The 25,247-nt window shown below is 67.3% G+C and carries 27 protein-coding genes; 10 read left to right on the top strand and 17 right to left on the bottom strand.

Annotated elements, in window-relative coordinates; genetic code table 11:
* Nucleotides 1-55: 55 nt before the first annotated feature.
* The 6 genes from ASE48_RS06540 to ASE48_RS06515 all read right to left on the bottom strand — a co-directional run bounded on the left by ASE48_RS06540 (nucleotide 56) and on the right by ASE48_RS06515 (nucleotide 5,126).
* Nucleotides 56-388, bottom strand: coding sequence for a hypothetical protein (locus ASE48_RS06540; protein WP_057166248.1), 333 nt, complete (start codon nucleotides 386-388; stop codon nucleotides 56-58).
* 107 nt (nucleotides 389-495) lie between these two features.
* Complete coding sequence (locus ASE48_RS06535; protein WP_057166247.1) at nucleotides 496-1,116, bottom strand: nucleotidyltransferase domain-containing protein; 621 nt, start codon at nucleotides 1,114-1,116, stop codon at nucleotides 496-498.
* An 11-nt stretch (nucleotides 1,117-1,127) separates the two neighbouring features.
* A complete protein-coding gene (gene nrdF / locus ASE48_RS06530) occupies nucleotides 1,128-2,090 on the bottom strand; it encodes a class 1b ribonucleoside-diphosphate reductase subunit beta (protein ID WP_057166246.1) in 963 nt (320 codons plus the stop codon).
* A gap of 142 nt (nucleotides 2,091-2,232) precedes the next feature.
* Entirely contained in the window at nucleotides 2,233-2,748 is a 516-nt protein-coding gene (locus tag ASE48_RS06525; protein WP_235570850.1) for a nuclear transport factor 2 family protein, read from the bottom strand.
* Between the two features lie 49 nt (nucleotides 2,749-2,797).
* Nucleotides 2,798-4,282, bottom strand: coding sequence for a flavin-containing monooxygenase (locus tag ASE48_RS06520; RefSeq protein WP_057166245.1), 1,485 nt, complete (start codon nucleotides 4,280-4,282; stop codon nucleotides 2,798-2,800).
* 100 nt (nucleotides 4,283-4,382) lie between these two features.
* Entirely contained in the window at nucleotides 4,383-5,126 is a 744-nt protein-coding gene (locus tag ASE48_RS06515; protein ID WP_057166244.1) for a TetR/AcrR family transcriptional regulator, read from the bottom strand.
* Nucleotides 5,127-5,295: 169 nt separating this feature from the next.
* Between ASE48_RS06515 and ASE48_RS06510 the strand changes: the two genes are divergently transcribed.
* The 3 genes from ASE48_RS06510 to ASE48_RS06500 are packed head-to-tail and all read left to right on the top strand — an operon-like array spanning nucleotide 5,296 to nucleotide 7,381.
* Nucleotides 5,296-6,480 (top strand): geranylgeranyl reductase family protein, encoded by a 1,185-nt coding sequence (locus tag ASE48_RS06510; protein ID WP_057166243.1) that lies wholly within the window; start codon nucleotides 5,296-5,298, stop codon nucleotides 6,478-6,480.
* 39 nt (nucleotides 6,481-6,519) lie between these two features.
* Nucleotides 6,520-6,927 carry a VOC family protein gene (locus tag ASE48_RS06505; RefSeq protein ID WP_057166242.1) on the top strand — a complete coding sequence of 136 codons (408 nt, stop codon included), beginning with the start codon at nucleotides 6,520-6,522 and terminating at the stop codon, nucleotides 6,925-6,927.
* A 37-nt stretch (nucleotides 6,928-6,964) separates the two neighbouring features.
* Nucleotides 6,965-7,381, top strand: coding sequence for a VOC family protein (locus tag ASE48_RS06500; protein ID WP_057166241.1), 417 nt, complete (start codon nucleotides 6,965-6,967; stop codon nucleotides 7,379-7,381).
* Nucleotides 7,382-7,386: 5 nt separating this feature from the next.
* Here the strand turns inward: ASE48_RS06500 and ASE48_RS06495 are convergent, their stop codons facing one another.
* Nucleotides 7,387-8,100 carry a GntR family transcriptional regulator gene (locus ASE48_RS06495; RefSeq protein WP_235570848.1) on the bottom strand — a complete coding sequence of 238 codons (714 nt, stop codon included), beginning with the start codon at nucleotides 8,098-8,100 and terminating at the stop codon, nucleotides 7,387-7,389.
* A 169-nt stretch (nucleotides 8,101-8,269) separates the two neighbouring features.
* Here ASE48_RS06495 and ASE48_RS06490 point away from each other — a divergent pair, with 169 nt between their 5' ends.
* From ASE48_RS06490 to ASE48_RS06470, 5 genes are read left to right on the top strand one after another with little or no spacing between them, the layout of a single operon-like run.
* Nucleotides 8,270-9,256 (top strand): BMP family protein, encoded by a 987-nt coding sequence (locus ASE48_RS06490; RefSeq protein WP_057166239.1) that lies wholly within the window; start codon nucleotides 8,270-8,272, stop codon nucleotides 9,254-9,256.
* Between the two features lie 14 nt (nucleotides 9,257-9,270).
* Nucleotides 9,271-10,806 carry an ABC transporter ATP-binding protein gene (locus ASE48_RS06485; protein WP_057166238.1) on the top strand — a complete coding sequence of 512 codons (1,536 nt, stop codon included), beginning with the start codon at nucleotides 9,271-9,273 and terminating at the stop codon, nucleotides 10,804-10,806.
* A complete protein-coding gene (locus ASE48_RS06480) occupies nucleotides 10,803-11,873 on the top strand; it encodes an ABC transporter permease (protein ID WP_057166237.1) in 1,071 nt (356 codons plus the stop codon). Before ASE48_RS06485 ends, ASE48_RS06480 begins: the two co-directional genes overlap by 4 nt.
* Entirely contained in the window at nucleotides 11,870-12,796 is a 927-nt protein-coding gene (locus ASE48_RS06475) for an ABC transporter permease (protein ID WP_057166236.1), read from the top strand. The genes ASE48_RS06480 and ASE48_RS06475 overlap by 4 nt, the downstream gene beginning before the upstream one ends.
* Before the next feature lie 28 nt (nucleotides 12,797-12,824).
* Nucleotides 12,825-13,808 carry an ornithine cyclodeaminase family protein gene (locus tag ASE48_RS06470; protein WP_057166235.1) on the top strand — a complete coding sequence of 328 codons (984 nt, stop codon included), beginning with the start codon at nucleotides 12,825-12,827 and terminating at the stop codon, nucleotides 13,806-13,808.
* A gap of 3 nt (nucleotides 13,809-13,811) precedes the next feature.
* Here the strand turns inward: ASE48_RS06470 and ASE48_RS06465 are convergent, their stop codons facing one another.
* A complete protein-coding gene (locus tag ASE48_RS06465) occupies nucleotides 13,812-14,525 on the bottom strand; it encodes a LysR family transcriptional regulator substrate-binding protein (protein ID WP_057166234.1) in 714 nt (237 codons plus the stop codon).
* Between the two features lie 41 nt (nucleotides 14,526-14,566).
* Here ASE48_RS06465 and ASE48_RS06460 point away from each other — a divergent pair, with 41 nt between their 5' ends.
* Both ASE48_RS06460 and ASE48_RS06455 read left to right on the top strand, forming a co-directional pair.
* A complete protein-coding gene (locus ASE48_RS06460; protein ID WP_057166233.1) occupies nucleotides 14,567-14,953 on the top strand; it encodes a DUF5997 family protein in 387 nt (128 codons plus the stop codon).
* The gene (locus ASE48_RS06455) at nucleotides 14,953-15,432 is read left to right on the top strand and encodes a hypothetical protein (RefSeq protein ID WP_057166232.1); all 480 of its coding nucleotides are present in this window, start codon (nucleotides 14,953-14,955) and stop codon (nucleotides 15,430-15,432) included. Before ASE48_RS06460 ends, ASE48_RS06455 begins: the two co-directional genes overlap by 1 nt.
* On the opposite strand, the gene ASE48_RS33080 is transcribed toward ASE48_RS06455, so the two are convergent.
* The 9 genes from ASE48_RS33080 to ASE48_RS06410 all read right to left on the bottom strand — a co-directional run bounded on the left by ASE48_RS33080 (nucleotide 15,410) and on the right by ASE48_RS06410 (nucleotide 25,235).
* A complete protein-coding gene (locus ASE48_RS33080; protein WP_200962090.1) occupies nucleotides 15,410-15,574 on the bottom strand; it encodes a hypothetical protein in 165 nt (54 codons plus the stop codon). The genes ASE48_RS06455 and ASE48_RS33080 overlap by 23 nt on opposite strands.
* A gap of 34 nt (nucleotides 15,575-15,608) precedes the next feature.
* A complete protein-coding gene (locus tag ASE48_RS06445) occupies nucleotides 15,609-16,241 on the bottom strand; it encodes a hypothetical protein (protein ID WP_156409085.1) in 633 nt (210 codons plus the stop codon).
* Nucleotides 16,242-16,275: 34 nt separating this feature from the next.
* Nucleotides 16,276-16,704 (bottom strand): VOC family protein, encoded by a 429-nt coding sequence (locus tag ASE48_RS06440; RefSeq protein WP_057166229.1) that lies wholly within the window; start codon nucleotides 16,702-16,704, stop codon nucleotides 16,276-16,278.
* A 142-nt stretch (nucleotides 16,705-16,846) separates the two neighbouring features.
* On the bottom strand, nucleotides 16,847-19,015 hold the full coding sequence (nrdE, locus tag ASE48_RS06435; protein ID WP_082614033.1) for a class 1b ribonucleoside-diphosphate reductase subunit alpha: 2,169 nt from the start codon (nucleotides 19,013-19,015) through the stop codon (nucleotides 16,847-16,849).
* Nucleotides 18,982-19,434, bottom strand: coding sequence for a class Ib ribonucleoside-diphosphate reductase assembly flavoprotein NrdI (gene nrdI / locus ASE48_RS06430; RefSeq protein WP_057166227.1), 453 nt, complete (start codon nucleotides 19,432-19,434; stop codon nucleotides 18,982-18,984). Before nrdI ends, nrdE begins: the two co-directional genes overlap by 34 nt.
* A gap of 33 nt (nucleotides 19,435-19,467) precedes the next feature.
* On the bottom strand, nucleotides 19,468-19,713 hold the full coding sequence (locus ASE48_RS06425) for a redoxin NrdH (protein ID WP_057166406.1): 246 nt from the start codon (nucleotides 19,711-19,713) through the stop codon (nucleotides 19,468-19,470).
* 418 nt (nucleotides 19,714-20,131) lie between these two features.
* The gene (locus ASE48_RS06420; protein WP_057166226.1) at nucleotides 20,132-23,329 is read right to left on the bottom strand and encodes an ATP-binding protein; all 3,198 of its coding nucleotides are present in this window, start codon (nucleotides 23,327-23,329) and stop codon (nucleotides 20,132-20,134) included.
* Between the two features lies 1 nt (nucleotide 23,330).
* A complete protein-coding gene (locus ASE48_RS06415; protein WP_057166225.1) occupies nucleotides 23,331-24,557 on the bottom strand; it encodes a glycosyltransferase in 1,227 nt (408 codons plus the stop codon).
* Between the two features lie 111 nt (nucleotides 24,558-24,668).
* Entirely contained in the window at nucleotides 24,669-25,235 is a 567-nt protein-coding gene (locus ASE48_RS06410; RefSeq protein ID WP_235570846.1) for an NADPH-dependent FMN reductase, read from the bottom strand.
* Between the last annotated feature and the right edge of the window lie 12 nt (nucleotides 25,236-25,247).

Here is a 25,247-nt window from a genome sequence, read left to right as displayed (position 1 = left end):
ACTTGGTAAGAAGAATGCCCGCTGAGGTGGGACATCAAACGCCGACGGTAACCGGCTACTTTTTGCGCTGGCTCTCGGCGTATTCCTCGGGGCGGTTCTTCTTCATCCAGGCCCGCATCGGCCAGAACAGCACCCACAGCACCGGATAGACGGTGATGTAGAACAGGCCATAGACGGCAAGGCAGCCCAGGATGCCGAGCACCCACCCGGGATAGACGATGATCAGGCAGAACTGGACGAACTGTTTGAGCACCACGGGCTGGCCGTCGGCCATCTTCCAGACCGTAGACGGCTTGAGCGCGTCGACGAGGAATCGCCAGTTCGACTTCTTGGGCTCGGCCGGCGGCACGACACCGTCGATTTCGGCAGCGCTGACGGGCTCGGTCATATTGGTTCTCCAGTCGTCGGCGCCATTAGCGGCATGCTGATTCCGCTTGCGTGTCTAGCACACTGATACCGAGTTCACCCGATGAAACGTCACAACGCCCAGCGCTGTCACAGACTTTGCTGTGAAAGGTCGGGGATCCACCGGTGCCCGGGATGGATCCGGTGAAGCCAGCCACCCAGCCGGGACCGCCGTTCGCGATCCATGGCGGGTAAGACCTGGGCGAAATCGGCCTGGTCCTTCGGTCGCAGGTGCTTGGCCTTGAACAGCAGCACCACCTCGGGCGCCAGATACGGGATACCGCTGTGGGTACGCAGGATCAGCTGGCTGTACGGCAGGGTGATCGCCGGGTCGCGGCGGCAGACCCAACGATCAGCGACGTGCGGTTCCCGGAACACGTCGAGGTGATAGTGGCCGTTTTCAGGATCGCGCAGCCACGTCTGGAAATGGTTCGCCCGTTCCTGCGGGTACGGCCATACCTGGCCGTCGCCCACCACATCCCAGGCGAACCCCGGTAGCGCCGCCTCGATCTCCTCGAACCGAGCGGCGGGCACGGCTATCTCAAGGTCGTGGTGTGGGCGGGCCGCCGAGTCGGAGAACAGTTCCAGTGCCCACCCCGCGGCCACACACCACGGGGCGGTGACCGATGACAGTCGCCGGGCGACCTCGTCGGGAGTCCACGGCCGCCACGCGTCATCGATCTCAGCCTCGGAGAGTATCCGGCCTGCCACCTACCGACGGCTCAGAAGTCCCAGTCCTCGTCCTCGGTGACCACGGCCTTGCCGATCACGTAGCTCGACCCCGAGCCGGAGAAGAAGTCGTGGTTCTCGTCGGCGTTGGGGCTCAGCGCGGACAGGATCGCCGGGTTGACGTCGGTCTCGTCCTTGGGGAACAGCGCCTCATACCCGAGGTTCATCAGCGCCTTGTTGGCGTTGTAGCGCAGGAACTTCTTGACGTCCTCGCTCAGGCCGACGCTGTCGTAGAGGTCCTGGGTGTATTCGACCTCGTTGTCATAGAGCTCGAAGAGCAGCTCGTAGGTGTAGTCCTTGAGTTCCTGCTTGCGGGCGTCGTCGACCAGGGCCAGGCCCTTCTGGTACTTGTAGCCGATGTAGTAGCCGTGCACGGCCTCGTCGCGGATGATCAGCCGGATCATGTCGGCGGTGTTGGTGAGCTTGGCGCGGCTGGACCAGTACATCGGCAGGTAGAAGCCCGAGTAGAACAGGAAGCTCTCCAGCAGGGTGGAGGCGACCTTGCGCTTGAGCGGGTCGTCACCCTTGTAGAAGTCCATCACGATCTGCGCCTTGCGCTGCAGGTTCGGGTTCTCCTCCGACCAGCGGAACGCCTCGTCGATCTCGGCGGTCGAGCACAGCGTGGAGAAGATGTTGCTGTAGCTCTTGGCGTGCACCGACTCCATGAACGCGATGTTGGTGTAGACGGCTTCCTCGTGCGGGGTCAGCGCATCCGGGATCAGGGCGACGGCCCCGACGGTGCCCTGGATGGTGTCCAGCAGGGTCAGGCCGGTGAAGACCCGCATGGTGAGCTGCTTCTCGTGCTCGTTGAGGGTGCCCCAGGACGGAATGTCGTTGGAGACCGGCACCTTCTCGGGCAACCAGAAGTTGCCGGTCAGCCGCTCCCACACCTCGGCATCTTTGTCGTCCTGGAGACGGTTCCAGTTGATGGCCGAGACGCGGTCGATCAGCTTCATTCCATCGGACACCTTGGACCCCATTTCACCTGGCTTTTTGTGCTTTCGCCGGGATGTATCCCGCGACGACACCAACACTACAACTGGTGTGCGACATCGCCGAGCTGTACGAGATGTTGTGTTTCTGGCGTGTCGCCACTGATCATGATGAGCCGGCCGCCGGGGCGACCCTGTCGAGCATCTCCTGCAACGCCACCAGGTCCAGATACGCGGTCACCCGCACCACCCGGTCGTCGCGGATCGTCATCACCCAGGCGTAGTCGTTGACGTACGGGCGCCCGTCGAGCGCGGTGGCGGTGCCGCGCCAGCGGGCCATCACGACGTCGCCCTCCGTGATCAGTTCCCGGACCTCGGCCTGGATGGGGCCGGTGAGCCGGGAGACGATGGGACCGGCACCGTCGCGCAGGAATTTTGCGCGGGTGGTGTAGGTGGCCGGCTCGTTCGCGCGCGCCACCGTCCACTCCACGTCGTCGGCGAGGATCGCATAGAAGCTGTCCTGGTCACCCACTCCGCGCGCGAACGCGTCGCGCACCAGATCGGCGTTGCGCTGCTGCTGGCCGTCGCGTGCCGAATTCTCGGCGTTGCTACTGCATCCGAGCATCAGGGTCGCCGCCAGAGCGCCGAGGACCCACAGGGTGAACCGTGTCATCGATGTCATGACACCGACGCTAGGAGGGTCTCAATGCGCATGGGAGGCCGCGGTTCTCCTAGGAACGCACCGTCTGCGGCCGACTGGTGAAGCGGTACTCCGACGGCTTGAACGTGCGCGTGGCCAGCCAGTACTGCCAGGTCATGCCACTCCACAGGGTGCGGTTGACGCCATGGGAGTCCATGTACCAGCTCTGGCAACCGCCCGTGCTGAACACGGTGCCGGCCAGGTCGCGCTGCAGCTCGGCATTGAACTCGTCCTGCGCGCGGCGGCTCGGTGCCAGTGCGACGGCACCCGCCTTGTCCACCGCGGCGATGGCCTGGGCGGCGTAACGGATCTGGGACTCGATCATGAACACCACCGAGTTGTGCCCGAGCGCGGTGTTCGGTCCGAGCAGGAAGAACAGGTTCGGCATCCCGGCGACGGTGATCCCGCGGTGGGCCGCCATCCCCTCGGAGGTCCAGCGGTCCACCAGATCCTCACCGTCGGCGCCCTTGATGTCCACGTAGGTGTAGGAGTCGGTGACGTGGAATCCGGTGGCCCACACCAACACGTCCACCGGATGCTCGACCCCGTCGACGGTGCGGACACCGCTCGGGGTCACCCGCTCGATCCGCTCGGTGATCACACTGGTCTTCGGGTTCGCGATCCCACGATAGTAGGTGTCGGAGTTGAGGATTCGCTTGCATCCGGCCCGATAATCGGGGGTGAGCTTGCGCTGCAGTTCGGGATCTTTGATGCTGCGCTTGATATTCCATCTACCCATCAGCTCACCGATCTTGAGCAACCGGGGCTGTTTGGTCATGGCGAAGCCGACGCCCTCATGAGTCCAGTAGATGCCGGCGCGCAGTAGCGCCCGGACACCGGGCACCCGGCGGAACACGTTGCGCATCCACTGCGGGAAGGCGTTGTTGGGCCGCGGCATCACCCAGGCCGGGGTGCGTTGGTAGAGCTGCAATTCGGCGACGTCCTCGACGATGGCCGGCACGATCTGGATGGCACTGGCGCCGGTGCCGATCACCGCGACCCGTTTGCCCCTGATGTCCACATCGTGATCCCACTGCGCGGAATGGAAAGCCGCACCGGCGAATTCGTCGACTCCGGGAATGTCGGGGATCAGCGGGATGTGCAGTCCGCCGGCACCGGAGACCAGGAACTGCGCGATGTATTCCTGGCCGGCGGTATCGAACACATGCCAGCGCGATTCGTCCTCGTCCCAGTGCGCACTGTCGACGTGGGTGCCGAACCGGATACTGCGACGCAGGCCGTGCTTGTCGGTGACACCCTTGAGGTAATCGAAGATCTCGGGCTGGAAGGACCACATGTGGGTCCAATCGGCCTTCGGTTCAAACGAGAACGAGTACATGTGCGACGGGATGTCACACGCGCAACCGGGGTAGGTGTTGTCGCGCCAGGTACCGCCGATCTCATCGGCCTTCTCCAGGATCAGGAAGTCGACGCCCTGTTTCTTCAGCGCGATCCCCATGCCGAGTCCGGAGAATCCAGAACCGATGATCAGTGCGCGGGTGGTGATGGCAGACATGACGTCAACGCCTTTCCTGGGAGCGCCGGTACCGGATACTTTTCAGTCTTTCGGCAGCGGATAACAACTGTCAACGCCCCAGGTGGGTGCGGAGTTCCGGTCAGGCCTGCTGCGCGGGCTCCTGGCGGCGCACCGCGTCGTGAATGGGCTGATCGGGATCGATCTGGACGCCCATCAGTTCGGCGGTGCCGTTCACCGCACCCATCATGATCGTCGTCATGTGCGCCACGAACTCCTCGGCGGGCATCCTGCGGGGGCTGTCGGCGTCGCCGCCCAGCCACCAGTCGGTGGCCGATGCCGCCGTGCCGAACAGCGCGAAGGCGGCCAGTTCGAAGACGGCGGGATTGAGATCCATCTCACTGAGCTCACCGCTGACCATCTCGGCGATCGCAAGGGTGATGTCGCGTCCCCGGTTGACGGTGGTCATCGCGGCAGCGGATTGATCGGCGAAACGGCCCTGTAGCAGGAAACGCACCACGTTCGGATGCTGTTCCACCAGTTCGACATAGTGCTCGACGGCGCGGCCGATGACCTGGCGCGCCGAGTCGGACTCGATATCGATGGACGGGATGACCGCAGCCCACAACATGTCTCGCATGCGCTCGCCGATCTGAGCGAACATGTCGGACTTGTCGGTGAAGTGGCGGTAGATCTTGGGTTTGGCGGTGCCCGCCTCCTCGGCGATCTCGCGCACGCTCACGTTGGGGCCGAGGCGGTCGATGGCGCGGAAGGCGGCCTCGACGATCTCCGCCCGGACGTTTTTGCGGTGCTCACGCCAACGTTCGCTGCGCGCATCGACCTTCACGCCGGGCTGTCCCGGCAGCGGAAGCGATGGTCTGCGCACCCGCTCACTGTACCGGGCGATGCTGACCTGGTCAGACTGCCCGGCCGTGCGGGCGGTTTGGCCCGCGCCGTGAGTGGGTAACCCCCGGCCGAGATTCCGCCAACCGGCGGCCTGCACGTTGCTTCGGTAACATCCAAAGGTCCACAGCCCACCTCATCGAGACGAGACAATGACTGCCCGATACGACGTTGTGATCGCGGGCGGGGGCCCCTCAGGTTCGGCCGCCGCGTGGCAGGCCGCCCAGGCCGGCGCGCGTGTTGTCGTCCTGGACAAGGCCGAGTTCCCCCGATCCAAACCGTGCGGTGACGGGTTGACCGCACGCGCCGTGAGCTACCTGCAGAAGATGGGCCTGGCCGACGAGGTCGCCACCTACCACCGGGTGAACAAGGTGACGGTGTTCAGCCCCAGCGCATGGGAGCTGTCGTTCCCGCGCCGCCCGGGAATGCCCGATCACGGTCACACCGTGAGTCGCGAGCACCTCGATACCGTGCTGCTCAAGCACGCCGAATCCGCCGGCGCCGAAGTGCGTCAGAGCGCCGAGGTCGCCGGACCCGAATTCGATGCCAACGGCCGCGTGGTCGGCGTGGTGCTCAAGAGCGGCGAGAAGGTGCTCGGCGACGCGGTCATCGCCGCCGACGGCGCCTACTCCCCCATCAAACGCGCCCTCAAGCTGGATTCGGAGTACAACGGCTACTCGGCGATCGCCATCCGCTCCGAGATGCACCTCAACCGGCCCGACAACGACAGCCTCGACATCTATCTGAAGCTGCTGTTCCAGGGTGATCAGCTGCCGGGCTACGGCTGGGTCTTCCCGATGGGCGGGAACATCTTCAACATCGGCCTGGGCTACGTGAACAGCTACAAGAACTGGCAGTCGATCAACGCCACCCAGTTCCTCGGTGAGTTCCTGCGCGGCCTGCCCGCCGAGTGGGAAGCCCCGCCCATCGAGGAGCTCAAGAAGAACAAGAGCGTACGGGCCTGGCGACTGCCGATGGGCTTCACCGCCTGGCCGCCGTGGCGACCCGGCGTGCTCTTCACCGGCGACTCACTGGGTGCCGGGAAGCCGGCCTCCGGGGCGGGCATCTCCAAGGCCCTCGAGTCCGGGCTGGCCGCCGGCGAGTGTGCGGTCGCCGCGTTGAACAACGGCGGTCCCGACGATTTCACGAACTACGCGCAGCGCATGGAAGCGGCGTGGGGCAAGGAATACAAGCGCGGCCGCTACATGCACAAGCTGATCGGCTACCCGAAGGTCGCCGACGCCGGCATCAAGCTCATCGACAATGCCGCGTTCCGGGATCGGATGCTCAAGGCGCTGTACAAGAAGGCACAGGGGCCTCAGCACAAGGTGAAGTAGTCACTGCCCGGTGTCGGTGGTGAGGGGTACACCTGAGCCATGACGACTGGGCAGCTGACCGCGTTCATCTGTTACCGCCACCCCGAGGCAGCGGTGCGCTGGATCACCGGCGTGCTCGGGTTCGAGGTGGTGCGCAGCTTCGGCGAGGGCGGCCAGCTCTTTCATGTGGAGTTGCGCCGCGGTGACGCGGTGCTGTGTGTGCAGCACGACGACCGCGGCTACGACGTGCCCGCCCCCAAGGGCGACTGCGTCGGTTCGGGTCTGTACGTCGTGGTCGACGACGCCGAGGTCACCGTCATTCACCAGCGCGCGGTCGCCGCCGGAAGCACGGTTCTCGTCGCTCCCGAGACCACGGCGTGGGGCAACTTCCGGGTGGAGCTGCTCGACCCCGAGGGCCGGCAGTGGTCGATCGGCACCTACCTCCCCGGCCAGCCCGACAGCTGGTGAGGCGTGCTTGTCGGGGGGCATGCGTAACCTGCGGAGCATGGAACAACGCATCAGCTTGATCACGCTCGGCGTTGACGACCTCGACCGGGCCCGTACCTTCTACGAGCAGGGTCTGGGTTGGAAACCCAAGGCCGCGCCCGAGGGAGTGGTGTTCTATCAGCTCGCCGGCATCGCCCTGGCGCTGTTCGGCCGCGCGGATCTCGCCGAAGACGCCCACCATCCGATCGACGGCCGGTTCAGCGGTTTCAGCATCGCGATCAACCAGCGCACCGAGGCCGATGTCGACACCGTGCTGGCCGAGGCGGAGGCCGCCGGCGCGACGATCCTCAAACCGGCCGAAAAGGTGTTCTGGGGCGGGTATTCGGGATACTTCGCCGACCCCGACGGTCACGTCTGGGAGGTCGCGCTCAACCCGGAGTGGACCATCAATTCCGACGGCACACTGACGATCTGACGTCCCTATCCCGCGCCGCGGCGCCGGCTCTTGGTGAGCTCGATCGGGTCGATCTCCACCCGCGACCACTGCGCTGCCAGCTCCAAGCTGTGCGCGCGACCGGAGTGCACATGATGGAACGCCGACGCGGCAGCCCGGTCGGGGTCGTGCTCGGCGATCGCGGCCAGCAACTCCTCATGTTCGTGGCACTGGACGTGGGCGTCACGATCGCTGGTGAGATGGAACAGCCACTGCACCCGCGCCTGAAGCGGTTCCAGCAGCGACTCCAGCAGCGGGTTGGCCGCCAGATCGACGATGATCACGTGAAACCTGGCATTGGCGGCCGCGATGGCGGGGCCGTCTTTGCGCTCGGTCGCCTTCCGTGCGGTATCCAATTGCGCGGCAAGCAGATCCAGACCCGCCTGATCGGCCCGCTCGGCGGCCAGCCGGGCGGCCAGCACTTCCAGGCTCTCCCGGACATCGAAAAGATCCCGGACATCGTCGACGGTGAACGGTGACACGATCGCACCCTGGCGGGGCACCACGACCACCAGTCCGTCCTGGGCGAGTCGCTGCATCGCCTCACGCAACGGGATGCGCGACACCTTGAGCTCTTCGGCCAGATCACGCTCGATCAGCCGGGTGCCGGGTGCCAGTTCCAGGCCGACGATGCGGGCCCGCAACTCGTCATAGGCATGTTCGCGCAACGGCTTTCGACTGTGCGCAACAACTGAGGTCACTTCCTGAGCCTTTCCCATCGGCGTTGCCGTCGAGCTTAACCCACGCCTCAATAGCGGTATACCATTAACTCGATCCTTACATTCGTTTAACCGCACCGAAATGGCCGGGCTCAATGCTTCTGCGTAACGGTATACCGCTAACCGGTAGCCACCGAGACCAGGAGAATCCGTGAAGACCCTGCCGAAAATCCTCGCCCTGGCCACCGCGGGAGCGCTCGCCGTGGCCACCACCGCCTGCGGCTCCTCCGGCGACGCCGCCGACAGCGACGCACTGTCCGTCGGGGTGTTCCTGCCCGGATCCGTCAACGACACCGGCTTCATGCAATCGGGATATGAAGGCTTCCAACGCATCCAGGCCACCCACGGCGACAAGATCGACGCCAGCTATGTCGAACAGGTGGCCGCTGCCGACTATCAGCAGGCGTTGCAGCGGTTCGCCTCCCAGAACGACCTGGTGATCTCGGTGGGCGGGCAGACCGACGCCGACGTGCGCAAGGTCGCCCCGCAGTTCCCGGACGTGAAGTTCGTCGAGATCGGCGGCCCCTCGGACGCCGAGCCGCTGCCGAACCTCGCCTACTACGACCCGCAGCAGGCCGAAGCCGAGTTCCTCTCCGGCGCGGCTGCCGCCGCGGCGTCCAAGACCGGCACGGTCGGCTTCGTCGGCGGCGTCGAACTGCCCGCCATCGTCAACGCCGCCACCGCCTTCGGCAACGGCGCACGCTTCGTCCGCCCCGACGTGACCGTGCTGAACCCGCAGTACGTCGGTGATTTCAACGATCCGGCGAAGGCCAAGCAGGCCGCCGGCACCGCCTACGCCGGCGGCGCCGATGTGCTCGGCCAGATCGTCAACCTCGGCAAGCAGGGCATGGAACAGGCCGCCAAGGAATCCGGTAACCGGCTCAACGGCGGCCCGATCCCCGGCGAATGCACCGACAGCGTCTACGCGGGGTATGTCCGCACCGATATCGGCACCGAGATCGAATACGCGGTGTCCTCGGTGCTCGACGGCAGCTGGACCGCCGCGCAGGTGCCCTTCGGTGTCACCACCGACAAGGGCGGCAGCGACTTCCTGACCTGCACAACGGATCCCGCGGTCGCCGCGGCCGTCACCGATGCCCAGGCGGCGATCGTCGCCGGCAGTGTCACACCGTACTGAGTGAGCCGGCACCGATGACCACCACCACAGCTCCCGAACGCACCGCACTGCTCGCCATGAGCGGCGTCGGCAAGTCCTTCGGCCCGGTCCGCGCCCTGGATGGCGTCACGCTCAACGTGAAGCCCCGCTCGGTGCACTGCATTCTGGGCGAGAACGGGGCGGGCAAGTCCACCCTGTGCAACAGCATCTACGGCACCGTCTCCCCCGACACCGGCAGTATGACGTTGGGCGGCAACGAGTACCGCCCGCGCAACCCCGCCGACGCCCTGCAGGCCGGGGTGGCGATGGTCCATCAGCATTTCTCGCTGATCCCCACCATGACCGTCGCGGACAATCTGCTGCTCGGCCGGGACGGGTTCCGCCCGCCGCGCGCTCAATTGGCCACCGATCTGGATCGCATCGCCGACAGTTACGGGCTGCGTGTCGACCCGAAGGCCACCGTCGGCGGGCTGACCGTCGGTGCGCGGCAACGGGTCGAGATCGTCAAGGCCTTGTTGCGTGACCCGCAGCTGATCCTGCTCGACGAGCCCACCGCGGTGCTCGACGTGAAGGAGATCGATGCGCTGATCGCCACCTGCGCGGCTCTGACCGCCGACGGAAAGTCCGTCGTGCTGATCACCCACAAACTGGGTGAGGTGGCCCGCGCCGCCGATGAGGCCACGGTGCTGCGCGGCGGCACCGTCGTCGGTGGCGGCCGGGTCTCCGAGATGGGCATGTCCACCCTGCTGGAGCTGATGCTCGGCGATACCGAACCACTGGACCGCGCCGTCGCTCCCCGGTCACGCCGTGGCGCCGGCGGCGACGCGGTGCTGCAGATCAGCGGGTTGCGCGTCACCCGGGCCGACGGGAGCACCGCACTCGACGAGGTGGACCTCACCGTCGGGCGGGGTGAGATCGTCGGCATCGCCGGCGTGGAGGGCAACGGGCAGTCCGAACTGACCTCGGTGCTCTCCGGCGCCCTCGCCGCGGACGCGGGCTCGGTACACATCGACGGTGCCGACCTGACCACCGCGACCCCCGCGGATCGGACCGCCGGCGGTGTCGCGGTGATCCCCGAAGACCGCCACGCCGAGGCCATCATCGGTGCCCTGTCCATCGCGGAGAACATCGCCATGCCCCGGCTGTCCGCTTACCGGCGCTGGGGACTGCTCGACCGCACGCGGATGCGCGCGGACGCGGCCGCCGCCATCACCGAGTTCTCCATCCGGGCACCGGGACCCGACGCACCGATCGGATCGCTGTCCGGGGGCAATCAGCAGAAGGTGGTGCTGGCGCGGGAGCTGTCGACCGCCGGATTGCGGGTGGTGGTGGCCGCCCAGCCCACCCGCGGCCTCGACGCCGGCGCGGTCGCGTTCGTGCTGGACCGGCTGCGCACCGCCGCCGATGACGGGGCCGCCGTACTGGTCACCTCCAGTGAGATCGACGAACTGATCGCGGTGTGCGACCGGATCGTCGTCGCTTACCGGGGCCGGCTGCTGGGCTCGGTGCCCACGCAATCCGACACGGCGGCACACGATATCGGCACCCTCATGACGGGAGTGAGCACATGACGCCGACCCTGCACCCCCGCCACCCGGTGGTGGTGGCGCTGGCCGCCATGGTCATCGCGGCGCTCGTCGGCTTCGTCCTGGCCGCTGCCGCCGGCGCCGGACCCGCCGACGTCGTCGACGCACTCGTCGAGGGCACCCTGGGATCGCCGTTCGCCATCGGCACATCCTTGAACAATGCGGCTCTGCTCATGCTGGTGGCGGCCGGTTTCACCATCGCCTACCGGGCCGGGCTGGTCAACGTCGGCGGCGAGGGACAACTGTGCCTGGGCGGCATCGCCGCCACCGCGGTCGGGGTGGCGATGCCGGCGGGTATACCGGCGCCGATCGGAGTGCTCACCACGCTGACGGCCGCGGCACTGGCCGGCGCCGGATGGGCCGCGGTCGCCGCCTGGCTGCGGGTGAAACGGGGCACCAGCGAGATCATCACCACGCTGCTGCTGAACTTCGTCGGCCTGGCGCTGGTGGTGCTGATGGTGCAGGAACCCTCCTTGCTGCGCCAGCCCATGACGTCCTCGGAGACACTTCCTCAGTCCGAGCCGCTGGCCGCCTCGGCTCACCTCCCGCTGCTGGGTCTGGCCAAGAATCCGGCGACCATCGCCATCGTGCTCGCCGTCATTCTGGTGGCCGCCGTCGGAATCATGCTGCGACACAGCGCCGCCGGACTGCGTCTGAGCGCAGTGGGGCTGTCCGGTGCCGCCTCGGCGCGCCTCGGTGTGCAGGTCGACCGCACCGCCTTCCTCGGACTCACCACCGCGGGGGCCTTCTCCGGGCTGGCCGGCGGCTGCCTGGTCACCACAGCGCCGTTCATCCTGGCCGACGGGTTCTCCTCGGGCTTCGGGTTCGCCGGGCTGGTGGTCGGCCTCCTCGCTCGCGGATCCATGACCGCCGTCGCCGCGGTCTCCCTGCTGTTCGGATTCCTGGTGTCCGGCGGCATCAACCTGCAACTGGCCGCCGGGGTCCCGTCCTCCACCATCACCGTCGTGCAGAGCGTCCTGATCATCGTGATCGCCGGCGCAGCCTGGTGGACGACCACCACCCGGCCCTCCGCTCAGAAAGTAGCCGTATGAACATCGCCATGCTCACCGAAATAATTTCCAGCGGTGTGGCATTCGCGATCCCGCTGTTGCTCGCCGCGAGCGGCGAATCGATCAGTGAGCGGGCCGGAGTGCTCAACCTCAGCATGGAGGGCATGATGCTGACCGGCGCGTTCGCCAGCGTCCTCGGCTCGGTGAGCACCGGATCGGCCGTCGCGGGCGCACTCGCCGGGCTGCTCGCCGGCCTCCTGTTCGGGCTCGGTCAGGCACTGCTGAGCGTGCGATTCCGCGCCGATCAGATCGTGGTCGGCATCGCGGCGAACGCGCTGGCGCTGGGACTCACCACCTTCGGCGCGCGGATTCTGCTCGCCGACGGCAAGGGGCAGAACGTGGCTGCCTTCGCCGACATCCGGATCCCGGTGCTCAGCGAATTGCCCGTCATCGGCCCCGCCGTGTTCGGCCAGACCCTGCTCGGCTACCTGTGCATCGGGGCCATCGTCGTGCTCGCCGTGGTCTTCTCTGCCCGCACGATGGCCGGTATCCGGATCGACGCGGTCGGTGAGGACGCCACCTCGGCAGGATGGACCGGGCTCGCGGTCAACCGGACCCGGGCGCTCGGGGTGCTCATCGCCTCGGGTGCCGGTGGATTGGCCGGTGCTCAGCTCGCGCTGTCAGAGGTGCGCTCCTTCAGCGAGAACATGACCGCCGGAATGGGTTACCTCGCCGTCGTCGCCGTCATCGCCGGCCGCTGGAAGATCACCGGAATCCTATGGGCCGCGCTGTTCTTCGGTGTCGCCCGGGCGATGCAGTTCGCGCTGCCCGCGGTCGGGGTCGATATCCCCTATGCAGTCCTGGTGATGCTGCCCTACCTGATCGCCTTGATCGCCATCAGCGGATTCGTCGGCGGACGCACCGCACCGTCCTGCCTGACGGTCCCCTACGTCGGCCGCGTCTGACCCCCGCCCTTTCTACCAAGGACCTCCCATGACCCTCGTTCTCACCCACTCCGACATCAACGCCCTGATCGACCGGGCGGGCGTCTACGATGCCGTCGAACGCGCCCACGCGGATCTGGCGGCCGGCACCGCAGGCAATCCGGCACCGGCGAACCTGGCACTGGACGGCGGCGGGGCCGCGCTACCGATGGCGGCCACCTCCTCGCGGCAGCGATCCAGCGCGGTGAAGATGTTGTCGGACATGCCGTTCAACCGCGACCGCGGGTTGCCGACGCAACGGTCCACCATCCTGCTGATGTCGGCCGAGACCGGCGAATGCCGCGCGGTGCTCGACGGCCGGCTCATCACCGCGGTCCGGACGGCGGCGGCCAGTGCGGTGGCCACCGCGCACCTGGCCCGCGAGACCAGCAGCTCTCTCGGTCTGATCGGGGCGGGAACCCTGGCCGTCGAGCACACCCGGGCCATCGCGCGGGTGCGCCCGGTGGAGAAGGTGCTCGTCTGGTCACGCAACCCGGCGACCGTGGAGGCGTTCCGCGGCCGGGTGGCCGATCTGGATCTGAGCGTCGAATACGCCGAATCCCCGCGGCAGGTGCTCGCCGCGGCCGATGTGGTCTGCACGCTGACACCTTCCAAGGAGCCGATCGTGCACGGCGCCTGGTTCCGGCCCGGCCTGCACCTCAATGCCGTCGGGGCACCGCCGCGCGCCGATCACCGCGAGATCGACGGCGCCGGAATGGGTTCGGTGCGTCTGGTGGTCGACAGCCGTGCGACCGCGCTGGCCAAGTCCGGTGACGTACTGCTGGCGATCGCGGAGGGCCAGCTGTCCGAGGCCGATGTCAGCGTCGAGCTGGGTGAGGTGATCATCGATGCGCGGCGGGGCCGGCACAGCGAGGACGACATCACCCTGTTCAATTCGGTCGGTATCGGGCTGCAGGACCTGGTGACCGCGCATACGCTCGTCGAGCGTGCCACCGCACGGGGAATCGGGACGACGCTGGACCTGTCGGCCTGAGCGTCAGCGGCGGCCGCGCTTGGCCGGTCCCGGCTTACGGGCGACCTTTCCCGCGGCGGCGCGGGCGGCCTGTTTGGCGAGTGTCTTTTCCCGGGCGGTGCGTTTCGGTACCGACTCGGCCTGTCCGCGCGACGAACTCGGCTTGCGGCCGCGCACGATCCCGATGAACTCTTCGACGAGCTCGGACTGCGGTCCGTCGGCGAAGGCCAGCGCCACCGGGCAGGTGGGCGCGTCGGTGATCGGACGGAAAGTCAGGTCCTTGCGGTGGTGCAGCCGGGCCAGCGACTGCGGAACGATGAGCGTACCCATCCCGGCGGCCACGAGTTCTATTGCGTCCTCTGTGGTTTCGGGGCGGTGTTCGACCGGAGCACCAGGGGCGTCCGCCCAGTCGACGACGTGGTCGAGCGGACACAGGGTCGGCTCACCGTCGAGGTCCGCGGCGGTGATCGTGTCGGCGGCCGTGAGCAGGTGATCGGCCGGGACCACCGCCACCGTCGTCTCCTCGTAGAGCGGGATGACCGACAGCCCCGAGGTGTCGGCGGGCAGCCGCAGCACCACGACGTCGACGGCACCGGTGCGCACCTGGTCGGCGGCGTCGGCCGCGGCGACGGTGCGCAGGTGCAGGGGTACATCGGGGTGGCGCTGCGCCCAGGTCCGGGCCCACTTCGCGGGCGTCCCTCCCGGGACGTAGCCGAGGGTGAGCGAGGGCTGGGGCACCGCATCAGGCTACCGCTGGGCCTCATCGATAAGCTCTGGTCATGAGCAGGCCCAACGCGCAGTCCATGAAACCCGCCACCGCGGCGAAGAAGCTGGACGTGTACCTCCCTGCGACGCCTGCGGAATTCCAGGAGAACGCGATCACCCGCGGCGAACTCGCAGCACTGCAGGAGGACCCGCCGCAGTGGCTTCAGGACCTCCGCAAGAACGGGCCGCACCCGAAGAACCTGGTGGCAGCCAAGCTGGGCGTGTCGATCGCCGGCCTGGCCCGCGGCGGGGTCACCGAAGCGCTCACCACCGCGCAGATCACTGCGCTGCTCGAGGAGAAGCCGGACTGGCTGGTCGCCGAACGCGAGAGCTTCCAGGCGGTGCTGAGCGAGGAGCGCCGGGTGAAGGCGCTGCAGGCGCACAAGCCGCGTAAGAGCTGATGAACCGGATCGCCGCGGCCGCGGTCGTGTTCGTCGGCTATACCGCGGTGATGATGCGGTTGGAAGACCGCATGCGATGCGCCGGCGGACCGGGAGTCATCCCGTTCGAGCTCGCGGGCACTGCCGCCAAAGCGGAGGCCATCATGGGCCGCTGGGGGCCGGACGGCCGGCGCGCAGCCCGTCAGTCCATGCGGCTCGACTTCGGGTACATGAGCAGCTACGGAATCCTGCTCGGGTTGCTCGTCGACCGACGCCGGCGACGCCGGGGTCACGCGGCATGGGTACCGGGCATCGTCGCCGGTGCCGTCGCGGCCGACGCCATCGAGGGAGTGGCGCTGCTGCGCGTGCTCGACCGGCGGGACATCCCGGCCAATGCGCGTCGCGCCCAGGTCGCGGCCTCACTCAAGTTCGCCGCCATCGCGATCGCCTTGGGGTACGCCGGCTACCCGGGGCGGCCTACCGGTCGAACAGGTCGCTGAGGCGATCGAAGAAGCGATCGACACGCTGCTCCAGTCGAGAACCCTTGCCCCACTTGTCCCAGACGTAGATCACGCCGAAGATCGCGGCGACGATCCCGAATACCAGGGCGGTGATGAGGATCGCCTCAACGGTGGTCGACACCGGGACATCATCGCGCACTCCGGCCACCGCCTCGTCAACACCAGCAACCGCCGAACGATGAGGTGTGTTCGTCGGTCTCGATCGACTCCTCGCGCACCACGGCGGAACCGCCCCTCGGGTCGAAGTGCAGTACCGAGCTCACCGGGTCGTGCCGGATCCACACGGCCACCGACAGCGGATGCCCCGGGCGGAAAATGTAGGAGACCAGTTCGATGTCGCCGGGCTTCCCGAGACTGCGGACATCGGCCACTGCCGCCCGTATCCGCTGCCCCGACAGGTCCGCAGCTGTGAACGCCGTCTCGCCGGCATGCAGGTCGGCGATCGAGTCCACGTCCTCCACCTCGCCGTCGCGCACCCAGTACTTGTGAAGCTGACCGTCAGCGGCGACGGCCTCGACCGAGATCAGGTTGGACGTCACGTCCACCCGCCGCATGGGCAGCTCGCCGAGCTGGGCGCGCACCACGTCGAGTTCCGCGTCCAGCCGTTGCGCGGAGTACAGGGGCTCGCTCGAGACGCCACCTAGCGCACGGCTGATCCGGCCCGGAACGTCTCCGACGACCACGACCACCGCGGCGATGGCCACGACGACCGACACCGCGACGGCCATCGCGTACTTGACCCGGTGCGTCGGTCGTGGTGCGTCCGGCTCGCTTCCCGTGGTGTTCATGGACGGATGGTTCCACACCGCGCATTCAGCCCCGTCACCCCACCGCGGCGTCCAACTCCTCGGCGCCAGCCTCGACGGCGGCCGGGTCCATCCAGAATATCTGCCACGAGTGCCCGTCCGGGTCGGTGAAGCTGCGGCCGTACATATCGCCGTGGTCCTCGCAGTCTCCTGCCGCAGCGCCCGCGGCGAGGGCACGGTCCACCAACCCGTCCACGCACTCTCGGCTCTCGACACCCAGGCAGATCACGCACTCCTTCACCGAGGGTGCCGCGGTCTCGAACGGGTGTAGCGCGTCGAAGGCATCGCGCTGTATCAGCATCGCGAACTGATTCCGGCCCAACACGACTGTCACCGCGGTAGGTCCCGAGAACGTCGCGTTGAAGGAGTAGCCGAGGTCGGCAAAGAACTTTCGCGAGCGCTCCAGGTCGGCGACGGGCAGGTTCACGAAGAGGGTGGTGTGCATCGGGGGCTCCTGTGGTCCACGGCGTCCGGGAGCGGGCGCCGTCAATGGATAGACCGGGCGGGGCTCCGGAACTCATCGCCACAGACATAAGAGAAGCAGGCCAGGAGACGTGTCCCCTGGCCTGCTTCTGGCTACGCGAGCGCTACAACATGCAGCTGACGCAACCCTCGACCTCGGTGCCCTCCAGGGCCATCTGGCGCAGACGGATGTAGTACAGCGTCTTGATGCCCTTGCGCCAGGCGTAGATCTGCGCCCTGTTGACCTCACGGGTATCGGCGGTGTCCTTGAAGAACAGCGTCAGCGACAGGCCCTGGTCCACGTGCTGGGTGGCCGCGGCGTAGGTGTCGATGATCTTCTCGTACCCGATCTCGTACGCGTCCTGGTAGTAGTCCAGGTTGTCGTTGGTGAGGTACGGCGCCGGGTAGTAGGCGCGACCGATCTTGCCTTCCTTGCGGATCTCGATCTTGCTGGCCACCGGGTGGATCGAGCTGGTCGAGTGGTTGATGTAGCTGATCGAACCGGTCGGCGGCACGGCCTGCAGGTTCTGGTTGTAGATGCCGTGCTTCTGCACGGACTCCTTGAGCAGCTTCCAGTCGTCCTGGGTCGGGATGTGGATCTCCGCGTCGGCGAACAGCTTTCGCACCTTGTCGGTGGCCGGCTCCCAGACCTGGTCGGTGTACTTGTCGAAGAACTCACCCGAGGCGTACTTGGACTGCTCGAACCCGCCGAACCGTGAACCCCGTTCGATGGCAATGAGATTCGACGCGCGTAGGGCGTGGTAGAGCACCGTGTAGAAGTAGATGTTGGTGAAGTCCACGCCCTCTTCGGAGCCGTAGTGGATGCGCTCGCGGGCCAGGTAGCCGTGCAGGTTCATCTGCCCCAGCCCAATGGCGTGCGAGCTGTTGTTGCCCTGCTCGATCGAAGGCACCGACCAGATGTGGGTCTGGTCGCTCACCGCGGTGAGCGCCCGGATGGACACCTCGATGGTCTGCGCGAAGTCCGGCGAGTCCATCGCCTTGGCGATGTTCAGCGAGCCCAGGTTGCACGAGATGTCCTTGCCGACCTTGGCGTAGGACAGATCTTCGTTGAACTCCGACGGGGTGGAGACCTGCAGGATCTCCGAGCACAGGTTGCTGTGGGTGATCTTGCCGGCGATCGGGTTGGCCCGGTTCACCGTGTCCTCGTACATGATGTACGGGTAGCCGGACTCGAACTGCAGCTCGGCCAGCGTCTGGAAGAACTCGCGCGCCTTGATCTTGGTCTTGCGGATCCGCGCGTCGTCGACCATCTCGTAGTACTTCTCGGTGACCGAGATGTCGGCGAACGGCACGCCGTAGACGCGCTCGACGTCGTACGGCGAGAACAGGTACATGTCCTCGTTCTTCTTGGCCAGCTCGAAGGTGATGTCCGGGATGACCACGCCCAGGGAGAGCGTCTTGATCCGGATCTTCTCGTCGGCGTTCTCGCGCTTGGTGTCAAGGAACCGGTAGATGTCGGGGTGATGCGCGTGCAGATACACCGCACCGGCACCCTGGCGCGCACCCAGCTGATTGGCGTAGGAGAACGAGTCCTCCAGCAGCTTCATGATCGGGATGACGCCCGAGCTCTGGTTCTCGATGTTCTTGATCGGTGCGCCGTGCTCACGGATGTTGGTGAGCAGCAACGCGACTCCGCCGCCGCGCTTGGACAGCTGCAGGGCCGAGTTGATGGAGCGCCCGATGGACTCCATGTTGTCCTCGATGCGCAGCAGGAAGCAGGAGACCGGCTCACCGCGCTGCTTCTTGCCCGAGTTCAGGAACGTCGGGGTGGCCGGCTGGAACCGTCCGTCGATGATCTCGTCGACCAGCTTCTCGGCCAGGTCGGTGTCGCCGGCGGCCAGCGTCAGCGCCACCATGACCACGCGGTCCTCGAAGCGCTCCAGGTAGCGCTTCCCGTCGAAGGTCTTCAGCGTGTAGGACGTGTAGTACTTGAACGCACCCAGGAAGGTCGGGAACCGGAACTTCTTGGCGAAGGCGCGGTCGACCAGCGACTTCACGAAGTTCCGCGAGTACTGGTCGAGCACCTCGCGCTCGTAGTAGTTCTCCTTGACCAGGTAGTCGAGCTTCTCGTCCTGGTTGTGGAAGAACACCGTGTTCTGGTTGACGTGCTGCAGGAAGTACTGGTTGGCGGCTTCCCGGTCCTTGTCGAACTGGATGTTGCCGTCTTTGTCGTACAGGTTGAGCATCGCGTTGAGCGCGTGGTAGTCCGTCTCCCCCGGGAGCGCATGAGCGCCCGTGGTTACAGGCTCTGCAGCTGTGACGGTTGGTGGCACGTCTGTTCCTTCCAAAAGTCTTCCAAGCCCGCACGGACGGATTCCACGTCGTCCGGGGTTCCCATGAGTTCGAAGCGGTAGAGGTAGGGCACGCCGCACTTGGCGGACACCACATTGCCCGCGTAGGCGAATTCCTCACCGAAGTTGTTGTTTCCGGCGGCGATGACGCCGCGGATCAACGACCGGTTGTGCTCGTTGTTCAGAAACGCGATGACCTGTTTGGGGACATAGCCCCCGCTGTTGATGTCGGGGCTGACCCTGCCGCCGCCGTACGTCGGCAGGACGAGCACGAACGGCTGGTCCACCTCGATACGGCCGTGCAGCGGGATCCGGGTGACGTGGTCGGCGGGAAAGCCCAGCTTCTGCACGAAGCGGTGGGTGTTCTCCGACACGCTGGAGAAGTACACGAGATGACTCATGGTCTCCTCCTCGCTGTCGCCGGATCCGTCGGGTCAGGCCGTGACGGCAGCCGCGGTGCCGACGAGCGCCTTGATCCGGTCCGGACGGAAACCCGACCAGTGATCGTTGCCTGCGACCACGACGGGCGCCTGCAGGTAGCCGAGCGCCATGACGTAATCCCGGGCTTCGGCGTCGATGCTGATATCGACCTTCTCGTAGGCGATGCCCTCTTTGTCCAGCGCCTTGTAGGTGGCATTGCACTGCACGCACGCGGGCTTGGTGTACACGGTGACGGTCATCTGCGGCACGGCTCCTGTGTGGTGTGGAAGGGTTGAGCTTGTATCGGGACCGGCAACTCACCGGGTACTGCTTTCCTCTGAGTTTCAGCGGACCGCGGGGCCCGAAAATTCCGGATCTCGAGAGCCGGATCCATTGTGTACGGGGCCACCGACACGCTTTCGAATCCTGCTCCGCCGGCTCCTGAAGCTTTGGGGCCTCGCGGTCCGTCAGACACTACACCTAGTGTCCGACAAACCGAAGAGATACAAGATGTTCTGAACAACATTCGTGGAATTCCCAGGTCGTAACCAATTGATCGGCGCGTCCACCGGCGTGTCGAACGTCACAATTGGGGGTGTGTCGGCTAGCGGGAGGCCCGGGTCTACGCGCCCGGCCGATCGGCCCGGGCGGATCCGCGGCCCGACGCCGGGTAGCAAATCACCGCAGCGGCGACGGGCGCCCGGCTGCCGACATCATCTGTGCGCCGACCGCCGCGTGCCCGTCGAACCCGCAGGACTCGGCGGCGGCCAGGTACCGGGCGGCAAAGTCCCGCTCGGCCCTGAGGTCGCCCTCGGCCCGGGCCACCAGGGCCCGCAACCGTAGCAACGGAACCTCGTGCAGCATGAATCCGGGATCGGTGGGCACGGCCGCGAGTCGGTCGATCGCCGCGCGCGCGGCACGCACGTCCCCGGCGGCGTTGCGGCCGAGCAGTGCCTCGACCAGTGCGCTGACGGCCGGACCGCGCCACACCACGGCGCCGATGGAGAACAGCGCATCCACCACGACGCCGGCCAGTTCGACGGCGCCGTCGAAGTCGCCGAGCTCACACCGGCGGCGGGCGAACTGGATGTCGGCGATGTGCACGATCGACGAGTTACCGCAGCCCTGCAGCGCGCTGAGCCGAGCCCGGCGCAGGTGTTCGTACCCGGCGTCGCGGCCGGCTTCCTCCCCGGCGACCAGGACCAAACCGCGGGCCAGGTGGGCGTGCACCACCGTGAAATCGTCACCGTCGCGTTCGGCGGCGGCCAGCGCCGCGGCGGTGTCGCGCAGCGCGTCGGGCCCGGACCGCAGGGCGCCCAGTCCGATCTGCGCGTATTTGTGCAGGGTGGTGGTGACCAGGATCAGCGGATCCAGTGGGCGCGACAACTCGATGGCGCGGTCCAGGTCGTCCTTCCATCCGGGCTTTCCCACAGACATGCCGGCCACCCCGCGCATGGCGATGGCCAAGGTCAACGGCGAGCCGAAGAAGGTTCCGCCCTGATGCAGATCACCCGCGGCCAGGTCGATGACCCGCTGGGCAATCCGCGTGATCTCGGCGACTTCGGCGGTTTCCCATTTGGCCGCCAGCGCGCCGAACGACACCGCGACCGTCAGGGTGTCATCGCCGCTGCGTTCCAGCAGCCGCTCCAACTCCGAGGCGTGTGCCGAGGCGGCGCGGGGGCGGTTGTGGAAGGTCAGCGCCATCACATAGCCCGCCATTCCGGTGGCCAGCGATCGTTGGTCATCCTGTTCCCTGCACAGCCGACGCAGCTCGCCGAACTCGGCCTCGGCGTCGGCAACGCTGGCGCGCCAGGACATACCGCACAGCGCACCACTGGCATCGATGTGCATTCGCAGCCGGTCCGGGTCGCCGACCGGCAACCGCTGGGCCACCTCTGCGGCGCTGCGCCAGCTCGCGCGGGCGGCCGCGACATTGCGTCCGGTCAGCCAGACCCCGGCCCGCATATGCCAGTCGTAGGCCGTCTTCAGATCACCGGCGGCCTCCAGATGGCCGGCGATCAGCGCGGCGTTGGCCTCGGGCGTTCCCGGCCCGTGCTGCTCGATGGTCGAGGCGAGCCGCCGATGCAGCCGGGCGCGTTCCGAGCGCAGTTGCGACTCGTAGGCGACCGTGCGGATCAACGGGTGCCGGAACCCGTATTCCGCGCCGGACGCCGTCACCTCGATCATCTCGGCAGTGATGAGTTCATCGATGCACATCGGCTCGACGAGGTCGTGTAGGCGGCTCTCGGTGAACCGGGCACCGATGACCGCCGCCGCGTTGAGCGCGTTCTTGGCCGTGTCGCCGAGCCGGTCGATGCGTGCCGCGATGGTCGAGTGCAGCGTGGCCGGCACTCCCGTCACCGTGGCGCCGTCGATGGCCACATAGCGGCCGGCACGACCTTGCAGCACGCCGCGTTCGGCGAGATCGCGCACGATCTCCTCGGCGAAGAAGGGGTTGCCCGCAGCATGCTCGGCGATCTCGTCCGCCACCGACGCCACCGACGGATCGGTCCCGAGCAGTTCGCCGATCAACACCGTGGATTGCGAGTCATTCAACGGCACAAGGGAGATCGCATCCCGGACGGCCAGCCTGCCCCGGTATTCGGGACGGTAGGTGACCAGTGCCATCGACCGGCTGCCGTGCAGCAACGAAAGGAACTCGGCGATGGTGGACTCGCTGGCCTCGTCGATCCAGTGCGCGTCCTCCACGACGTAGACCGCGGGGTCCGGCCGGGCCGCCGACGCGGCGGTCAGCAGGGCGCCGAGCCTGCGCCGGCGCGCGTCCGGATCGATGGCGGGAAGGTCGTTCTCGGATTCCCGGATGCCGAGCAGATCATCGAGCAGCAGCAGTTCGTCCGGGTCGGTGGCGGGCAGATGTTCGCGGACGCATGTGCGTGCCGCCTGCCCGTGCAGGCTGCCGACACCGGTGAGATTGCGGAACAGCCGGGCCGCCGCATGGAACGGCACCTGGCGGGCGTGCGCCTCGCAGAACGTGGAAACGACGCCGATTCCCTTGCCCTGCCCGACCCGGAGCACCTCGGTGACCAGCCTGCTCTTGCCGATCCCCGGCGGCCCGATCACCCCGACGATGCCACCTGCCCCATTGAGAGCGTTGTCCAGATGGCCTGCCAGCAAACGCACTTCGGCTTCCCGGCCGACCAGACTCGACTCTCGGCGCCCGCGGCCCGCGCTCATCGCCGCGGATACCAGCCGCCGGGCGGGCACCGGGGCGTCGGCGTTCTTGATCCGCACCATCTCGACCGCGCCGAGCTTGACGACACCGTCCACCAGCCGGGCGGTCGAACCGCTGAGCATCACGCCGCCGGGCGGGGCCACCGCCTCCATCCGCTGCGCCATCCCGACGTGCGACCCGATGGCGGTGTAACTGCCGGGCAGGGAACCGATTTCACCGGTGATCACCTGGCCCGAGTTCAGTCCGACCCGTAGCTGCAGCCCCACCCCGTCGCGCCGGTGCACCTCGGCACCGAACTGGCGCACCTGCTGTTGCAGATCCAGTGCCGCCAGACAGGCGCGAAAAGCATGATCTTCCAGCGCAACCGGTGCGCCGAAGACCGCCATCACGCCGTCACCGGTGAAATCCACGGACCCGCCGTAGCGTTGGACGACCGCACTGGAACGCCTGAACAGTTCGCTCATCACCTCGCGCAGCCGCTCGGTGCCCAACGCACCGGCCAGATCCATCGATCGCACGACGTCGGCGAACAGCACGGTGACCTGTTTGAACTCCGCGTGGTGCGCGGCGGGGGAAAGCGGCGGGGCGAGCGAGGCAACGGAAGATAATGCGGCGCCGCAGGCGTCGCGGAACCGGGCTCCCGCACGGGGTTCGGTGCCGCATGTCGCGCATCCGGCCGGCATGTCAGCCGCCGGTCACCGGGATGCCGAGCAGCCGGCGCTCCAGCAGGTCGGCACCGCGCCGCACACCGCCGGCCGCGGCGAATCCGGCCGCCACCCGACGGGCGCCGTCGGTCATAGTCATCGCTTCCAGAACCCTGGACCGTAGCCGTTTGGCATTGAGCCGTTTACCCGGCAATCGGGTGCCGCTGCCCGACACCTCGACCCGGCGGGCCACCTCGAACTGATCGCGGCCGTAGGGCACCACGCACACCGGCACTCCCCTGGCCAGCGCCTTCTGCGTCACGCCCATGCCGCCGTGGGTGATCGCGCACACCGCACGGTCCAGCAGGGGGCCATGCTCGGCGAAGCCCAGGACCGTCGCGTTGGCGGGAACCTCGATGCCACCCGGCACGCCACACGGGAACGTCACGACGACGTCGACCGGCTCATCGGCCAGCGCCGCCATCGCGATGACCGGCAGTGCGTCATCACGTTGGCGCTCCGAGGAATTCGTGACCACGACCAGTGAACGTTCCCGGGCCGTCCCCGGCGGCGCGCCGAACTCGCACGGCCCGATCAACGCGACGCGTTCGCCCCAATCGGGACGGGGGTATTCGAGCGGCTCGGCGGTGGCCACGAGCATCAGCGGTGCGCGCCTGATGAAGTCGTCACCCGAACGGATGGGGCGGGTGCCCAGGGCACGGTGGATACGGCCCAGCGGTTCGATCATCGACCTGTCCAGCAGTCCGTTGATCGCCGCGCCCACCACCTCGTCGCGGACGCGCCCGAGCGGTCCCTGCCGCGGACGCAGCCCCAGCCCGAACGGCGGGACCGCCGGGGAGGACAGGTACGGCGGGTACGGCCAGAACGACGCCCACGGCAATCCCTGCGCCTCGGCGACCGCCGCTGCGCCCCAACAGTTCGCGTCGATGACGAGGGCATCCGGTACGGCCGCCGCGATCGCCGAGCGCAGGTCGTCGACCTCCAGGGCGGCCCGCTCGGCGAACACCGCGAACCCCGTCTTGATCGCCTGCCAGCCGGTCCGTGCCATCCAGTCGGTCATGGCGACCGCCTCGATGCGGGGGTCGACCGGGGTAACGTCAAAGCCCGCGCTGCGCCCGACCGCCAGCCCGGCGGTATGGGTTTTCAGCACGATCCGGTGGCCGCGGCGGTGCAGTTCGGACAGAAGCGCGGCGATGGGATACAGATTGCCTAGGGACGGCGAGGTATACGCCAGGATTGTAGACATCGTCGCACGTCAACACCCCACGCTCGGGAGCCGAGCCGGTGCTTCGACTCACAGGTGGGAGTCTATTCCCACAACTGGCGGCCCACACGCGGACGATCGAACTACACGGGATCAGCTGATCTCGGCGACGAGCTTCCCAACCACCTCACGGACGTTGGCCGCCACCTCGGCGCTCTCCCGGGGATGCTTGTCATCGAGGGTCTTGGACGGGATCGACAGCTTCAGCTCCTCGATGACCCGCGGGCCGGCGATACCGAAGGATTTGCGGGTCTCGTCGTGCGCCCACACACCGCCGAATCCGCCCAGTGCGGTGCCGATCACGGCCACCGGCTTGTCCTTGAGCGCACCGTTGCCCCACGGCCGGGACAGCCAGTCGATGGCGTTCTTGAGCACGCCGGGGATGGAGCCGTTGTATTCCGGGGTCACGACCAGCGCCGCCCCGGCCGCCGCGGCGGCGGCACGCAGTGCCTGCACGGGCTCGGCGACATCCTCGGTGTCGATGTCCTCGTTGTAATGCGGCAGCTCGCCGAGGCGGTCGAAGACCTGCAGCGTGACGCCTTCGGGAGCCGATTCGACGGCCAGTTCGGCCAGTTGCTTGTTGATCGAGGCGGCGCGCAGGCTCCCGACGAGCACCAGCACGTTGGTATCGGCGTTGTCCTGGTTTTGGGCCATGGTCATGTTCCCTTTCGT

The sequence above is a fragment of the Mycobacterium sp. Root265 genome (assembly GCF_001428895.1).
In the GTDB taxonomy this organism is placed as follows: domain Bacteria; phylum Actinomycetota; class Actinomycetes; order Mycobacteriales; family Mycobacteriaceae; genus Mycobacterium.
Note: the sequence above shows the minus strand (reverse complement) of the source record. Positions and strands in the feature narration are given on the sequence as shown.

Coding starts and splice junctions, on each gene's coding strand:
- ASE48_RS06420 (WP_057166226.1), bottom strand. CDS start 23,329: ATGCCGGCCGGATGCGCGACATGCGGCACCGAACCCCGTGCGGGAGCC.
- ASE48_RS06525 (WP_235570850.1), bottom strand. CDS start 2,748: ATGACATCGATGACACGGTTCACCCTGTGGGTCCTCGGCGCTCTGGCG.
- ASE48_RS06475 (WP_057166236.1), top strand. CDS start 11,870: ATGAACATCGCCATGCTCACCGAAATAATTTCCAGCGGTGTGGCATTC.
- ASE48_RS06470 (WP_057166235.1), top strand. CDS start 12,825: ATGACCCTCGTTCTCACCCACTCCGACATCAACGCCCTGATCGACCGG.
- ASE48_RS06410 (WP_235570846.1), bottom strand. CDS start 25,235: ATGACCATGGCCCAAAACCAGGACAACGCCGATACCAACGTGCTGGTG.
- ASE48_RS06520 (WP_057166245.1), bottom strand. CDS start 4,282: ATGTCTGCCATCACCACCCGCGCACTGATCATCGGTTCTGGATTCTCC.
- ASE48_RS06445 (WP_156409085.1), bottom strand. CDS start 16,241: ATGAACACCACGGGAAGCGAGCCGGACGCACCACGACCGACGCACCGG.
- nrdF (WP_057166246.1), bottom strand. CDS start 2,090: ATGAAGCTGATCGACCGCGTCTCGGCCATCAACTGGAACCGTCTCCAG.
- ASE48_RS06505 (WP_057166242.1), top strand. CDS start 6,520: ATGACGACTGGGCAGCTGACCGCGTTCATCTGTTACCGCCACCCCGAG.
- ASE48_RS06480 (WP_057166237.1), top strand. CDS start 10,803: ATGACGCCGACCCTGCACCCCCGCCACCCGGTGGTGGTGGCGCTGGCC.
- ASE48_RS06485 (WP_057166238.1), top strand. CDS start 9,271: ATGACCACCACCACAGCTCCCGAACGCACCGCACTGCTCGCCATGAGC.
- ASE48_RS06540 (WP_057166248.1), bottom strand. CDS start 388: ATGACCGAGCCCGTCAGCGCTGCCGAAATCGACGGTGTCGTGCCGCCG.
- ASE48_RS06425 (WP_057166406.1), bottom strand. CDS start 19,713: ATGACCGTCACCGTGTACACCAAGCCCGCGTGCGTGCAGTGCAATGCC.
- ASE48_RS06440 (WP_057166229.1), bottom strand. CDS start 16,704: ATGCACACCACCCTCTTCGTGAACCTGCCCGTCGCCGACCTGGAGCGC.
- ASE48_RS06500 (WP_057166241.1), top strand. CDS start 6,965: ATGGAACAACGCATCAGCTTGATCACGCTCGGCGTTGACGACCTCGAC.
- ASE48_RS06510 (WP_057166243.1), top strand. CDS start 5,296: ATGACTGCCCGATACGACGTTGTGATCGCGGGCGGGGGCCCCTCAGGT.
- nrdI (WP_057166227.1), bottom strand. CDS start 19,434: ATGAGTCATCTCGTGTACTTCTCCAGCGTGTCGGAGAACACCCACCGC.
- ASE48_RS06415 (WP_057166225.1), bottom strand. CDS start 24,557: ATGTCTACAATCCTGGCGTATACCTCGCCGTCCCTAGGCAATCTGTAT.
- ASE48_RS06460 (WP_057166233.1), top strand. CDS start 14,567: ATGAGCAGGCCCAACGCGCAGTCCATGAAACCCGCCACCGCGGCGAAG.
- ASE48_RS06455 (WP_057166232.1), top strand. CDS start 14,953: ATGAACCGGATCGCCGCGGCCGCGGTCGTGTTCGTCGGCTATACCGCG.